The 13,475-nt window shown below is 63.2% G+C and carries 11 protein-coding genes; 7 read left to right on the top strand and 4 right to left on the bottom strand.

Annotated elements, in window-relative coordinates; all coding sequences use genetic code 11:
- The first annotated feature begins 15 nt into the window (after nucleotides 1-15).
- From atpA to PSQ39_RS03665, 7 genes are all read left to right on the top strand, one after another.
- Entirely contained in the window at nucleotides 16-1,569 is a 1,554-nt protein-coding gene (gene atpA / locus PSQ39_RS03695) for a F0F1 ATP synthase subunit alpha (RefSeq protein ID WP_273925248.1), read from the top strand.
- A 40-nt stretch (nucleotides 1,570-1,609) separates the two neighbouring features.
- On the top strand, nucleotides 1,610-2,476 hold the full coding sequence (atpG, locus tag PSQ39_RS03690; protein ID WP_273925246.1) for a F0F1 ATP synthase subunit gamma: 867 nt from the start codon (nucleotides 1,610-1,612) through the stop codon (nucleotides 2,474-2,476).
- 49 nt (nucleotides 2,477-2,525) lie between these two features.
- Nucleotides 2,526-3,929, top strand: coding sequence for a F0F1 ATP synthase subunit beta (gene atpD / locus PSQ39_RS03685; RefSeq protein WP_273925244.1), 1,404 nt, complete (start codon nucleotides 2,526-2,528; stop codon nucleotides 3,927-3,929).
- Nucleotides 3,930-4,007: 78 nt separating this feature from the next.
- Nucleotides 4,008-4,424, top strand: coding sequence for a F0F1 ATP synthase subunit epsilon (locus tag PSQ39_RS03680; protein ID WP_273925243.1), 417 nt, complete (start codon nucleotides 4,008-4,010; stop codon nucleotides 4,422-4,424).
- 237 nt (nucleotides 4,425-4,661) lie between these two features.
- Nucleotides 4,662-5,111, top strand: coding sequence for a YybH family protein (locus PSQ39_RS03675; protein WP_273925242.1), 450 nt, complete (start codon nucleotides 4,662-4,664; stop codon nucleotides 5,109-5,111).
- 43 nt (nucleotides 5,112-5,154) lie between these two features.
- On the top strand, nucleotides 5,155-6,147 hold the full coding sequence (locus tag PSQ39_RS03670; RefSeq protein ID WP_273925240.1) for a YheT family hydrolase: 993 nt from the start codon (nucleotides 5,155-5,157) through the stop codon (nucleotides 6,145-6,147).
- A gap of 21 nt (nucleotides 6,148-6,168) precedes the next feature.
- Nucleotides 6,169-6,717: a DUF2946 family protein gene (locus PSQ39_RS03665; protein ID WP_273925239.1), complete on the top strand. Its 549-nt coding sequence runs from the start codon at nucleotides 6,169-6,171 to the stop codon at nucleotides 6,715-6,717.
- Between the two features lie 80 nt (nucleotides 6,718-6,797).
- Here PSQ39_RS03665 and PSQ39_RS03660 read toward each other — a convergent pair whose 3' ends face one another.
- From PSQ39_RS03660 to PSQ39_RS03645, 4 genes are all read right to left on the bottom strand, one after another.
- The gene (locus PSQ39_RS03660; protein WP_273925238.1) at nucleotides 6,798-7,313 is read right to left on the bottom strand and encodes a c-type cytochrome; all 516 of its coding nucleotides are present in this window, start codon (nucleotides 7,311-7,313) and stop codon (nucleotides 6,798-6,800) included.
- A 196-nt stretch (nucleotides 7,314-7,509) separates the two neighbouring features.
- Nucleotides 7,510-8,991, bottom strand: coding sequence for an efflux transporter outer membrane subunit (locus PSQ39_RS03655; RefSeq protein ID WP_273925237.1), 1,482 nt, complete (start codon nucleotides 8,989-8,991; stop codon nucleotides 7,510-7,512).
- A complete protein-coding gene (locus tag PSQ39_RS03650) occupies nucleotides 8,984-12,127 on the bottom strand; it encodes an efflux RND transporter permease subunit (protein WP_273925236.1) in 3,144 nt (1,047 codons plus the stop codon). Before PSQ39_RS03650 ends, PSQ39_RS03655 begins: the two co-directional genes overlap by 8 nt.
- A gap of 13 nt (nucleotides 12,128-12,140) precedes the next feature.
- Complete coding sequence (locus PSQ39_RS03645; RefSeq protein WP_273925233.1) at nucleotides 12,141-13,394, bottom strand: efflux RND transporter periplasmic adaptor subunit; 1,254 nt, start codon at nucleotides 13,392-13,394, stop codon at nucleotides 12,141-12,143.
- Between the last annotated feature and the right edge of the window lie 81 nt (nucleotides 13,395-13,475).

Genomic DNA, 13,475 nt, shown 5'->3' with positions numbered 1-13,475 from the left:
AAGAAGGAAAGAGTCATGCAACTCAATCCCGCAGAAATTTCTGAACTGATCAAGAGCCGCATCGAAGGGCTGGCTGGCAGCGCTGACATCCGCAACCAGGGCACCGTGGTGTCCGTGACCGACGGTATCGTTCGCGTGCACGGCCTGTCTGACGTGATGCAAGGCGAAATGCTCGAATTCCCGGCCAACAAGGATGGCGTGCCTTCCTTCGGCCTGGCCCTGAACCTCGAGCGCGACTCCGTCGGCGCCGTGATTTTGGGCGAGTACGAGCACATCTCCGAAGGCGACACCGTGAAGTGCACGGGCCGCATCTTGGAAGTGCCTGTTGGTCCCGAACTGATTGGCCGTGTGGTGAACGCCCTGGGTCAGCCTATCGACGGCAAGGGCCCGATCAACGCCAAGCTGACCGACGTGATCGAAAAGGTCGCGCCTGGTGTGATCGCCCGTGAATCCGTGAGCCAACCTCTGCAGACCGGCCTGAAGTCCATCGACTCCATGGTGCCCGTCGGCCGCGGCCAGCGCGAACTGATCATCGGTGACCGTCAGACCGGCAAGACCGCTGTTGCCATCGACGCGATCATCAACCAAAAGGGTCAAGGCGTTACCTGCGTGTACGTCGCGATCGGCCAAAAGGCTTCCTCCATCAAGAACGTTGTGCGTTCGCTGGAGCAAGCTGGCGCCATGGACTACACCATTGTGGTGGCGGCCTCGGCTTCTGAATCGGCTGCCATGCAGTACGTGTCGGCCTACTCGGGCTGCACGATGGGCGAATACTTCCGTGACCGCGGCGAAGACGCACTGATCGTTTATGACGATCTGTCCAAGCAAGCTGTGGCCTACCGTCAAGTGTCGCTGCTGCTGCGTCGTCCTCCAGGCCGCGAAGCGTTCCCTGGCGACGTGTTCTATCTCCACAGCCGTCTGCTCGAACGCGCCGCTCGCGTGAACGCCGACTACGTGGAAGCCTTCACCAAGGGCGAAGTCAAGGGCAAGACCGGTTCTTTGACCGCACTGCCTGTGATCGAAACCCAAGCCGGTGACGTGTCCGCTTTCGTTCCGACCAACGTGATCTCGATCACCGACGGCCAGATCTTCTTGGAAACCAGCCTGTTCAACGCCGGTATCCGCCCCGCCATCAACGCCGGTATCTCGGTGTCGCGCGTCGGTGGTGCCGCCCAGACCAAGCTGATCAAGAACCTGTCTGGTGGTATTCGTACCGACTTGGCCCAGTACCGTGAATTGGCTGCTTTTGCCCAGTTCGCCTCGGACCTCGACGAAGCCACCCGCAAGCAGCTGGACCGCGGCGCCCGCGTGACCGAACTGTTGAAGCAGGCTCAGTACAGCCCGCAATCCATCTCGCTGATGGGTGCCACGCTGTTCGCCGTCAACAAGGGTTACCTGGACGACATCGAGGTCAAGAAGGTTTTGGCCTTCGAACACGGTCTGCACCAGTTCCTGAAGACCAGCCATGCCGCCCTGCTCGCCAAGCTCGAGAAGGACAAGGCCATGGACAAGGACGCCGAAGCTGAATTGACCGCCGCCATTGGCGCGTTCAAGAAGTCGTTTGCCTAAAGCGCTCTAAAAGCACCCTTCAAACGCTTTAGGAGCACATATGGCAGCAGGCAAGGAAATACGCGGCAAGATCAAATCGGTGGAGAACACCAAGAAGATCACCAAGGCCATGGAAATGGTGGCCGCATCCAAGATGCGCAAGGCGCAGGACCGGATGCGTGCTGCCCGTCCTTACAGCGAAAAGATCCGCAACGTTGCCGCCAACCTCGGCCAGGCCAACCCGGAATACACGCACGCGTTCATGAAAGTGAACGACGCGAAAGCCGCTGGTGTGATCGTCATCACGACCGACAAGGGTCTGTGTGGCGGTATGAACACCAACGTGCTGCGTGCCGTGACGGCCAAGTTGCGCGACCTGCAAACCGCAGGCGTGTCGACCGAGGCAGTGGCAATCGGTAACAAGGGTCTGGGTTTCCTGAACCGTGTCGGCGCGAAAGTGGTTTCGCACGTCACGGGTCTGGGCGACACCCCGCATCTGGACAAGTTGATTGGCCCCGTGAAGGTGCTCTTGGATGCCTACGCAGAAGGTCGCATCAATGCGGTCTACCTGGGTTACACCAAGTTCATCAACACGATGAAGCAGGAATCGGTGCTGGAGCAGTTGCTGCCCCTGTCCGCCGCGACCCTGCAAGCCGAGAAGACCGAACATGGCTGGGATTACATCTACGAGCCCGACGCTCAGGCCGTCATTGACGACCTGCTCGTGCGCTACGTTGAATCCCTGATCTACCAGGCCGTGGCGGAAAACATGGCATCCGAACAGTCGGCGCGCATGGTGGCCATGAAGGCCGCGACCGACAACGCGGGCAGTGTCATTGGTGAGCTCAAGCTGGTCTACAACAAGACGCGTCAGGCAGCGATCACGAAAGAACTTTCGGAGATCGTGTCGGGTGCGGCGGCCGTCTGATCGCGCTCGCTTATCCGTCCTAACGGTTTAAAAATTTTTGGAGCAAAAAATGGCTCAAGTTCAAGGAAAAATTGTTCAGTGTATTGGCGCTGTGGTTGACGTGGAATTTCCGCGTGACCAGATGCCCAAGATCTACGACGCTCTCAAGCTCGAAGGTTCCACACTGACCCTGGAAGTTCAGCAACAGCTGGGCGACGGCGTGGTGCGTACCATTGCCCTGGGTTCGTCCGACGGTCTGCGTCGCGGCATCATGGTGACCAACACCCACGCGCCCATCACGGTGCCCGTCGGCAAGGCCACGCTGGGTCGCATCATGGACGTGCTGGGCGCGCCCATCGACGAACGCGGTCCTGTCAGCCAAGAGCTGACTGCCTCGATTCACCGCAAGGCCCCCGCTTATGACGAGCTGTCGCCTTCGCAAGAGCTGCTGGAAACCGGCATCAAGGTGATCGACTTGGTCTGCCCGTTCGCCAAGGGCGGCAAGGTGGGTCTGTTCGGTGGTGCCGGTGTGGGCAAGACCGTGAACATGATGGAACTCATCAACAACATCGCCAAGGCTCACTCGGGTCTGTCGGTGTTCGCTGGTGTGGGCGAGCGTACCCGTGAAGGGAACGACTTCTATCACGAAATGGCTGACTCCGGCGTGGTGAACCTCGAGAAGCTCGAGGACTCCAAGGTGGCCATGGTCTACGGTCAGATGAACGAGCCCCCGGGCAACCGTCTGCGCGTGGCCCTGACCGGTCTGACCATCGCGGAATCCTTCCGTGACGAAGGCCGTGACGTGCTGTTCTTCGTGGACAACATCTACCGCTACACGCTGGCCGGTACCGAAGTGTCCGCTCTGCTGGGTCGCATGCCTTCTGCCGTGGGTTATCAACCGACGCTGGCCGAAGAAATGGGCCGCCTGCAAGAACGCATCACCTCGACCAAGGTCGGTTCGATCACTTCCATCCAAGCCGTTTACGTGCCTGCCGATGACTTGACCGACCCGTCGCCTGCCACGACCTTCGCCCACTTGGATTCCACCGTGGTGCTGAGCCGTGACATCGCTGCCCTGGGTATCTACCCCGCTGTGGATCCGCTGGATTCGACCAGCCGCCAGCTGGACCCGAACGTGGTGGGTGAAGACCACTACAGCACGGCCCGCGCTGTGCAAGGCACGCTGCAACGCTACAAGGAACTGCGCGACATCATCGCCATTCTGGGCATGGACGAACTGGCACCGGAAGACAAGCTGGTGGTGGCCCGCGCTCGTAAGATCCAGCGTTTCCTGTCGCAGCCTTTCCACGTGGCTGAAGTGTTCACCGGCTCGCCTGGCAAGTACGTTCCGCTGTCGGAAACCATCCGTGGTTTCAAGATGATCGTGGCTGGTGAGTGCGATCACCTGCCCGAGCAGGCCTTCTACATGGTTGGCACCATCGACGAAGCCTTCGAAAAGGCCAAGAAGATTTAAGGCCCTCCGTGGCTGGTGGCGCAGGGGTTGTGAGGCCCTTTCGCTGCCGGCGCGGTCAAGCCTCAAGAAAGGATTGCCATGGCAACCATTCATGTTGACGTTGTGAGTGCCGAAGAGTCCATCTTCTCGGGTGAAGCCAAGTTTGTGGCGCTGCCTGGTGAAAATGGTGAACTCGGTATTCTGCCGGGCCACACGCCCCTCATCACCCGCATCAAGCCTGGCTCGGTGCGCATTGAGACGGCCAATGGCGGCGAAGAGTTCGTGTTCGTGGCCGGTGGCATTCTGGAAGTGCAACCGAACTGCGTGACCGTGCTGTCCGACACCGCCATCCGCGGCAAGGACCTGGACGAAGAAAAGGCCAACAAGGCCCGTGCAGCGGCCGAAGAGGCGATCAAGAACGCGAAGAGCGATCTGGACATCGCCAAGGCCCAATCCGAGCTGGCTGTCATGGCCGCTCAGATCGCCGCCCTGCGCAAGTTCCGCCAAAAGCGCTGAGCGCGCTCCTGAGTGACCGCTCTGCGGTGACTTCAGAACAAGCCCCTGACCTGCCGGTCCGGGGCTTTTTTCATGCTGGAGCACTGAGGTGCGCCCAAGGCGGGCCAGCCGTCTTGTAGGTCGATTTGGCGGCAGGATGGGCTTGGGTTGTTCGGTGGCCTTTCACCGCCAGGCGGCGCAGGTGCTGAAAGCACGGCAGAATCGACGACTCCGCACCTCCATCCCCTTTTGTTTGCCATGCCCAAAGCCAAATTTCAGGCCGCCACCGTGGGCGGCTCTGCAGACGAGACCGAAGCAGCTTTTTACGAGGCCTTGCAAACCGCCGACATCGGCTTGTTGATGTCCTGCTGGGCCGATGAAGATGACATTGTCTGCGTGCATCCCGGCGGGCCTCGCCTGGTGGGCGCTGGGGCCATTCGGGCCGCGTTTGAAATGTTGTTTGCCCAAGGTGCACTGGCGGTTCGCATTGAGCGCGTGCAGCGCGTGGACGCCCTGGCAAGCGCGGTGCACAGCGTCATTGAGCGCATCGAGGTGCTGACCGCATCTGGGCCGCGAGAGGCTTGGGTGGTGGCCACCAACGTGTACCACAAGACCGCCCAGGGTTGGCGGCTGGTGGCCCACCATGCCAGCCCAGGGTCGCCCCATGAAGCCCTGGTGGGCTCAGAGGGTCCGGCGGTGCTGCATTGAGGGCCTTGACCATGACCGAGACCCTTGCAGGGCAGGCCATCGCATGAACTACACCGCCCCTGCCTGGTTGCCTGGTGGCAATCTGCAAACCATTTGGCCCGCGCTTTTTTCTCGGCGTGTGATGGGGCCCGTGCCCCAGTACCGGCGTGAGCGCTGGGATACCCCTGATGGTGATTTTGTCGATGTGGATCATTTGCAGCCGCACGCTGGGCGCGCAGCGCCAGGCCCCGACGCGCCTCTCTTGGTGCTGTTTCATGGGCTGGAAGGCAGTTCACGCAGCCATTACGCCGAAGCCTTTGCCGAGTACGCGGGCGAGCGGGGCTGGGCCTATGCCGTGCCCCATTTCCGAGGCTGCAGTGGCGAGCTCAACCGTGGCCCGCGGGCCTACCACTCCGGCGACTTTGAAGAGATCGGCTGGATGCTGCAGCGCCTGCGCCGCGGGCGCGCAGGTCCCGTGATGGCGGTCGGGATCTCCTTGGGCGGCAACGCGCTTTTGCGCTGGGCCGAAGAAGCCGGCGACACCGCTGCCCAGACGGCGGCCAGTGTGGCGTCGGTTTGCTCTCCGATCGATCTCGCCGCCGGTGGCTGGGCCATTGGTCGTGGCTTCAATCGCCTGGTCTACACGCGCATGTTCCTCAACACCATGAAGCCCAAGGCGCTGCAGAAGCTGGCCCAGTTCCCTGGCTTGTTTGATGCCCAGGCGCTGCGTCACGCACGCGATCTGTACGAGTTCGACAACGTGTTCACTGCTCCCTTGCATGGCTACAAGAGCACCGAGGATTACTGGGCCCGAGGTTCGGCCAAACCCCATTTGCACCGCATACGCATCCCGGCTTTGGTGCTGAACGCCCGCAACGACCCCTTTGTCCCCGCCTGGTGCCTGCCGCATCAAAACGAAGTTGGCCCTTGTGTCACCCTCTGGCAACCGGCGCACGGTGGGCATGTGGGCTTTCCGCAAGGCCATCTTCCGGGCCATGTGCGCAGCATGCCCAATGCGGTTGGCCAATGGCTGGGCGCTCAAGCGGGCCATCTTTGACACACCACCGCAGGATTTTCCATGGATGACATCGTCCGACAAGCCATGGCCAAGTGGCCGAACGTGCCCGATTGTTATGGTTGGTTGGGCTTGGATGCGCGCGGTCAGTGGTACATGCGCGACGACCGTGCCCAGGCCCTCGGGCCGTTTGCCAGTGGGGTCGCTGGCGCGCGCGGCTCGCTGCTGCGGCATGAGAAATTGATCGACTTCATTCAGCGCAATTACGAGCCCGATGCGCAGGGGCAGTGGTACTTCCAGAATGGCCCCCAGCGGGTCTATGTGGAGCTCGAAGTCACCCCGTGGGTCTGGCGTGTGGGGGCTGATTGGCTGGTGACCAGCCACAGCGGCCGGCCCGCCCAGGTCCAGGCGTGCTTGCTCGACGAGCAGGGCCGGGTGTACCTGAACACCGACCTGGGCCTGGGTCTGGTGCACACCTTGGATGTGGGTTGGGTGGCTGAGGCGATTGAGCAGGGGGTGTGGTCGCTTCAGGAGGTGCAGGCGGTCGAACTTCCTGCGCGCTATGGCTATGTCATGAGCCCCGCTTCGCACACGCAGACGCCGTCGAACTGACCTCCAAAAGCAAATGCCGGTCAAGGACCGGCATTTGTCTTGGGTGGCCCCCACGCAGGCAGGGGCGGGGCTCGGGAGGCTTATTTGGCTTCAGGTGCTGCAGCCGGTGCCTTGGGTTCAACCAGGCTACCGCCGCTGCCATTGGCCATGTAGACCACGGCGCGGGCCACTTCCAGGTCGGAGAAATCTCCGCCGCCTTGGGCACCCATGGCGCCCTTGCCTTTGAGGGCCGAGGTCAGGAGGGCGTCCAGACCGGTCTTGATGCGAGGACCCCAAGCCGCGGCGTCGCCGACTTTGGGGGCGCCTGCAGCGCCCGTGGCGTGGCAGGCCGAGCATTGCGCCTTGAAGACTTCTTCGCCGGACTTCAGCGGACGGTTGGCGTCGCGGATTTCAACCGAACCCACTTTTTGCAGGCGCTCGGCGGTGGCTTTTTCAACGTTGACAGCACCCGCGGCGGGCTTGTTGCTGGAGGTGACATAGGCCACGAGGCCGATGATCACAAACACGGGGATCACAAAAGAGAAAAAGACCGCAACCAGCAGTTGCTTGGGGTTCTTGATCGGGCCGGTGTGGGCTTCTTCGTGGATGTCGCTCATGGCGTCCTCAATGTTGTGGTAGGGGCTGCAGGCTCAATTTTTGATTATAGCGAGGCAAGTACCGATCACAGACAGGGGCTTGCCCGGGTGCTGTTGCATCCGCGTCAAGGCGCCGCCGGGTCACTCACTTTGTGGGTCAGGCCACCGCCGCAGACCCGCTGCGGCGGCGCCCACCCCCGGGGGGCGGGGCCAGGCCTCATTGCTGGGCGCTGCTTGGGTCAACCACTTTGGCAGGCTTCCAGCGGCCGCCCAGGGCCTGGTACACCGTGACTTGGTTCTGCAAGCGGCTCAGTTGGGCTTGCAACAGCCGCTGGCGGCTTTCAAGCCAGTTGCGTTCGACACTGAGCCAGTCCAGGCGGCTGTTCACACCCGCCTCCAGGCCGAGCGAACTCAGCTTCAGCTGATCCAGGGTCGCCAGGTTTTGGATTTGGTAGGCCTCGAGTTGCTCAACGGCCGAACTGCGCCCCGCCAGCGCGTCAGCCACCTCGCGAAACGCGGACTGAATGGCCTTTTCATACTGCGCCACCGCCATGTCGCGGCTGACCTTGGCCGCATCCAGGTTGGCCTGGGTCTGCCCGGCGTTGAACAGCGGCAGGCTCACCTGGGGCGACAAGGTGAAGGTCTGTGCGCCGGACTTGAACAGCCCCGACAGCTGAGGGCTCATGCTGCCGACCCCCGCCGTCAGGCTGATGGTGGGAAAGAAGGCCGCGCGGGCGGCGCCAATGTTGGCGTTGGCGGCGATCAGGGCCTGTTCGGCCTGCGCGATGTCCGGGCGACGCTGCAACAAGGCCGAGGGCAGACCTGGCGCCAGGTCGGCAAACTGCACGGTGTTCAGCGCCGCAGCGTCGAGCAAGGTTTGCAGGGGGAACGGCTGAGCGCTGCCCAGCAGCAACTGCAGGGCGTTCTCGTCGGTTTGGCGCTGTCGCTCGCTTTGTGCCAAGCTGACCCGGGCGGACTGGGTTTGGGCCACGGCTTGCTGCAGCGCCTGGCGAGGCTGGGTGCCCAGCTCGACGCTGCGCGCCATGAGCCGTTCTGTGCTCTCCAAGTTGCGCAAGCTGTCGCGAGCCAGTTCCCGTTGAGCTTCGTCTGAGAGCAGGGTCAGCCACCCTGTGGCCACGTTGGCGATCAGGCTCAGCTGGGCGCTTTCAAGGGCTTGCTCGGTGCCCAGGTACTGGGCCAGCGCCTGCGCCTTCAGGCTGGACACGCGGCCAAAGAAGTCCAGCTCAAACGAGGTCACGGCCAGGCCGGCCGAGTAGTACGAGACCTGCTTGACGCCAGCGTCCCCCAAGGACATCGGGACGTGGGTGCCCCCGCCGGCGGCGTTCAACGCAGGCCATTGTTTGGACCGGCTGATCTGGAACTGGGTCCGCGCCTGTTCGATGTTCAGGGCGGTCACGCGCAGGTCGCGGTTGTTCTGCAGCGAGGTTCGGATCAGCGTCTGCAAGCCCGGGTCGCTGAAGTAGTCTGACCAGTGCTCCTGCTGCAGCTTGGCAGGGGCGCCGTGCTCCTCCGGCGCTGCGCTGCTGAGTCCCGGCCACTGCGCGGGCAGGGGGGCTGCAGGGCGTTGGTAGCTGGGAATGAAGCTGCAAGCGGCCAGCAGGCAGGGCAGGGCCAGCGCGCTCAGCCGGGCCGGTCTGGCCGGCCAGCCGGTGGCTCGGCGTTGGGTGGGCTCAGTCATGGGAGGCTCCCGAAGGGGTGGAGGGGGCCGGGGTTTGAGGCCCCCGGCGCTTGAAGAGGGTGCGCACCACCACAAAGAAGATGGGCACGAAGAAGACCGCCAAGGTGGTGCCGATCAGGATGCCACCCAGCACGCCGGTGCCGATCGCCCGCTGACTGGCCGAGCCCGCACCGCTGGCCATGGCCAAAGGCACCACGCCCAGCGCAAAGGCCAGCGAGGTCATGATGATGGGCCGAAAGCGCAGGCGCACCGCCTCCAGTGCGGACTCCACAATGCCCTTGCCGCTGGCTTGGGTGTCCTTGGCGTACTCCACGATCATGATCGCGTTCTTGGCCGACAGGCCAATGATGGTGATCAGGCCGACTTGGAAGTACACATCGTTGGCATAGGACCGCAGCAAGGTGGCCACCACCGTGCCCAGCAAGCCCAGTGGCACCACCATCAGGACCGAGATCGGGATGGTCCAGCTCTCATACAGGGCGGCCAGGCACAAGAACACCGCCAGCAAGGCAAAGCCATACAGCACCATGGATTGCGAGCCTGCTGAGTTTTCTTGCAAGGACTGGCCCGTCCATTCGTAGCCGAAGCCGGCTGGCAGCTCGGCCGCCAGGCGTTCCATCTCGGCCATGGCTTCGCCGGTGCTGTGACCGGGCGCCGAGTTGCCGCTGATGCGCACCGCGTCATAGCCGTTGTAGCGCACCGACTGCATGGGCCCGGTGGTCCAGCTGGTGGAGGCAAAGGTCGACAAGGGCACCAACTTGCCGGCGTTGCTGGGCACCAGGAACTCCAACAGGTTCTCACTCTGCATGCGGTAGGGCGCGTCGGCCTGCACCAGCACCCGTTGCATGCGCGCGTTGCTGGGGAAGTCGTTCACGTAGTCCGAACCCATCAAGGTCGACAGGGCGGTGTTGATGGTGGAAAAGCTCACCCCTTGGGCTTGGGCTTTTTGCCGATCAATGTGCAGCTGCAATTGGGGTGCATCATCCAGCCCATCCATCCGCACCTGCGACAGCAGCGGGCTCTTCATCGCCGCTCCCAGCAGTTGATCGCGGGCCGCGTTCAGCGCGGCGTGGCCTTTCCCGCTGCGGTCTTGCAAGCGGAAGGTGAAGCCCGTGGAGTTGCCCAACTCCGGAATCGGGGCTGGGCTCAGCGGCAGGATGAATGCGTCGCGCACGTTCAGCAAGGCGACAAAGGCGCGCTGCACCAAGGCCTGGGCCGAGTGTTCCGGCCCCAGTCGCTCCTTCCAGTCCTTGAGGGTCACAAAGGCCAGGCCCGCGTTTTGACCATTGCCCGAGAAGCTGTAGCCCAACACGCTGATCATGCTCTTGACCTCGGGCTGCTGCAGGATGAAGGACTCCATTTCCTGGACCACTTCCAGCGTGCGTTTGGCGGTGGCGCCGGGGGGCAGTTGGACGTTGACCATGATGTTGCCCTGGTCCTCATCGGGCAGGAACGACGTGGGCAGGCGTTCAAAGATCAACAAGGCCGCAGCGATGATGGCCACATAGATCACCAGGTAGCGCCCGGCCTTTTTCAGCAGGCGGGTGACCCAGCTCTCATAGCAGCCCGCCGTGCGCTCGAAGCTGCGGTTGAACCAGCCGAAGAAGCCCTTTTGCTTCTGTTCGCTGCCTGGGCTGACCGGTTTGAGCATCGAGCCGCACAGCGCCGGCGTGAGCGTCAGGGCCAGGAAGGCCGAGCACGCGATGGAGGACACCATCACCACCGAGAACTGGCGGTAGATGTTGCCCACCGAGCCACTGAAGAAAGCCAGCGGCACGAACACGGAGATCAACACCACGGTGATGCCCACGATCGCGCCAGAAATCTGACCCATGGCCTTGCGTGCCGCCTCGACTGGGGGCAGCCCCTCGTCGGCCATGATGCGCTCCACGGCTTCGACCACCACGATGGCGTCATCCACCACGATGCCAATCACCAGCACCATCGCGAACATGGTCAGCACATTGATCGACAGGCCCATCATCAGCATGGTGGTGAACCCGCCCAGCAGCGCCACAGGCACCACAATCGCCGGAATGATGGTGTAACGCACGTTCTGCAGGAACAGGAACATCACCACAAACACCAGCAGCAGGGCCTCGAACAGGGTCTCGGTGACCTCGCCAATCGAGATCTTGACGAAGGTCGAGGTGTCGTACGGCATGGCCCATTTCATGCCTTTGGGGAAGTAGCGTTCCAGCTCCTGCATCTTCTTGCGCACAGCGGTCGCGGTGGCCAGGGCATTGCCCTTGTTGGCCGGCTGCACGCCCAGACCCGAAGCCGGTTTGCCGTTGAGTCGAGCCGAGGTGGCGTAGCTGGCACCACCGATTTCCAAGCGCGCCACATCCTTCACCCGCACACTCGAGCCGTCTGGGTTGGCGCGCAGCACGATGTCGCCGAAGGCCTCGACCGAGGCCAACTGGCCGTCCACCAGCACCGTGGCCGAGATCTCCTGGGTCGGCACCTGGGGCAGGTCGCCGATCACCCCAGAGGCCACCTGCGCGTTTTGCGCCGCGATGGCTGAATTCACGTCGGCCGGCGACAGGCCATAGGACACCAGCTTGCTGGGGTTCAGCCAGATGCGCATGGCGTGCTCGGTCCCGAACTGCTGCACCTGACCAACGCCTTCGATGCGCTGGATCTCGGGCATCACATTGCGCGCCACGTAGTCGCCGATGTCGATCGGGTTGGTGTTGGGGTCATCTGATGACAGCATCAGGAACAACAGGAAGTTGTTCGAGGCCTTGGTCACCAGCACGCCTTGCTGATTGACCGCTGCAGGCAGGCGCGGTGTGGCTGCACTCAGTCGGTTTTGCACGTCCACCTGAGCCATGTCGGGGTCGATGCTGGGATCGAAGCTCAGGGTGATGGTGCCGGTGCCATTGGCTTGGGCCACCGACTCCATGTAGAGCATGCCGGTGGCGCCGTTCATTTGCTGCTCGATCACCGTGATGACACTGTTCTTGAGTGTCTCTGCCGACGCACCGGGGTAGGTGATGCTGAGCACCACGCTGGGTGGGGCCACGGGGGGGTATTGGGCGATCGGCAGTTGGGTGATCGAGACACAGCCCAGCACGACCACGAACAGGGCGATCACCCAGGCAAAAATCGGCCGGCTGATGAAGAAATTAGACATGGAATGCCGCTCCTCAGGACTTGGCCGCCGGGCTGGCGGCAGGCGCTGCCGGTTTGGACTCGGGGGCGTGCGCCGAGGGCGTGGCGCCCTTCCAAGGCACGGGCTTCACGGGCGCCTTGCCCCGTACTTTTTGGAAGCCGTCGACCATCACCTGTTCGCCGGGCTTGAGCCCGCCGAGCACCACCCATTGACCCGCCGACGTGCCACTGACCTGAACGGCCCGGGTGCTGACTTGGCCATCGGCGTCCACCACCATCACGGTGTTGCCGTTTTGCGTGCGCGTCACGGCCTGCTGGGGCAGCAGGATCGCCTCGCTCGCCTCTGCCTGCTCCAGGCGCACGCGGGCGTACAGGCCGGGCAGCAGCACCCGGTGGGGGTTGGGCACTTCGGCGCGCAGGGTGATCTGCCCGGAGCTGGCGTCCACCGTCACACCGGAGAAGAAGAGCTTGCCCGGCAAGGGGTACTCCGTACCGTCGGACAGCAGGATGCGCACGCTGGCGGCCTGGCTGCCAGGCACCCGCTTGAGCTGGCCTTGCGCCAGGCTGCGTTGCAGGCGCAGCACGTCATCGGCCGATTGGGTGAAGTTCACATACACCGGGTCGATTTGCTGCACCGTGGTCAGTGGCGTGACCTGGCCTTGCCCGACTAGTGCGCCTTCGGTGACCTGGGTCTGGCTCACCCGCCCCGCAATCGGTGAGCTGACGCTGGCATAGCCCAGGTTCAGCCGGGCGGTCTGCACATTGGCCCGTGCGCTGGCGACATCGGCCAGGCCCTGCTGCACGTTGAGCTGCGCGGTGACCAGCGCTTGTTGACTCACCGCGCCTTCGGCTGCCAGCGGTGTGTAGCGCTTGAGCACGTCCTGCGCCTGGGCCAGGGTGGCCTCGGCCTTCAGCAGGGCCGCGGCGGCATTGTCATAGGCCGCTTTGAAGGGTTCGGGGTCGATCTGGTAGAGCTGCTGTCCGGCCCGGACCTCCGTGCCTTCCACAAACAGCCGCTTTTGCAGCACCCCGGCGACACGCGCGGCAATGTTCGCGCTGCGGTAGGGCTCGATCCGGCCTGGCAGTTCGGTCTGCAAACCCACCGAAGCGGTTTGGGCAACGACCACACCCACTTCGGCGGGCGGCATGGCGGCATGGGGGGCTGGAGGGTGGCGATCGCAGCCGCTGATCAGGGCCGTCAGGCTCAGAGTGAGGGCCGCTCCGATCGAGGGGCTGGACCAGTGGGGTCGACGGTCTTGACGGTCGACAAAAGACGTAACAAGAGGCATGACTTTCCTTCCGAAATTCCGGGGGCAATGGGGTGCCTTCGGATCATCGGTGGGGGGTCATGTTGGCAAATGCAACAAAAG

The organism is Curvibacter microcysteis (assembly GCF_028649455.1).
Lineage (GTDB): Bacteria > Pseudomonadota > Gammaproteobacteria > Burkholderiales > Burkholderiaceae_C > Curvibacter > Curvibacter microcysteis.
Note: the sequence above shows the minus strand (reverse complement) of the source record. Positions and strands in the feature narration are given on the sequence as shown.

Excerpts from the sequence above, each read along its gene's own strand:
- atpG (WP_273925246.1), top strand. The coding sequence starts at position 1,610 with ATGGCAGCAGGCAAGGAAATACGCGGCAAGATCAAATCGGTGGAGAAC.
- atpA (WP_273925248.1), top strand. The coding sequence starts at position 16 with ATGCAACTCAATCCCGCAGAAATTTCTGAACTGATCAAGAGCCGCATC.
- PSQ39_RS03665 (WP_273925239.1), top strand. The coding sequence starts at position 6,169 with ATGGATGACATCGTCCGACAAGCCATGGCCAAGTGGCCGAACGTGCCC.
- PSQ39_RS03670 (WP_273925240.1), top strand. The coding sequence starts at position 5,155 with ATGAACTACACCGCCCCTGCCTGGTTGCCTGGTGGCAATCTGCAAACC.
- PSQ39_RS03680 (WP_273925243.1), top strand. The coding sequence starts at position 4,008 with ATGGCAACCATTCATGTTGACGTTGTGAGTGCCGAAGAGTCCATCTTC.
- PSQ39_RS03650 (WP_273925236.1), bottom strand. The coding sequence starts at position 12,127 with ATGTCTAATTTCTTCATCAGCCGGCCGATTTTTGCCTGGGTGATCGCC.
- PSQ39_RS03660 (WP_273925238.1), bottom strand. The coding sequence starts at position 7,313 with ATGAGCGACATCCACGAAGAAGCCCACACCGGCCCGATCAAGAACCCC.
- atpD (WP_273925244.1), top strand. The coding sequence starts at position 2,526 with ATGGCTCAAGTTCAAGGAAAAATTGTTCAGTGTATTGGCGCTGTGGTT.
- PSQ39_RS03655 (WP_273925237.1), bottom strand. The coding sequence starts at position 8,991 with ATGACTGAGCCCACCCAACGCCGAGCCACCGGCTGGCCGGCCAGACCG.
- PSQ39_RS03675 (WP_273925242.1), top strand. The coding sequence starts at position 4,662 with ATGCCCAAAGCCAAATTTCAGGCCGCCACCGTGGGCGGCTCTGCAGAC.
- PSQ39_RS03645 (WP_273925233.1), bottom strand. The coding sequence starts at position 13,394 with ATGCCTCTTGTTACGTCTTTTGTCGACCGTCAAGACCGTCGACCCCAC.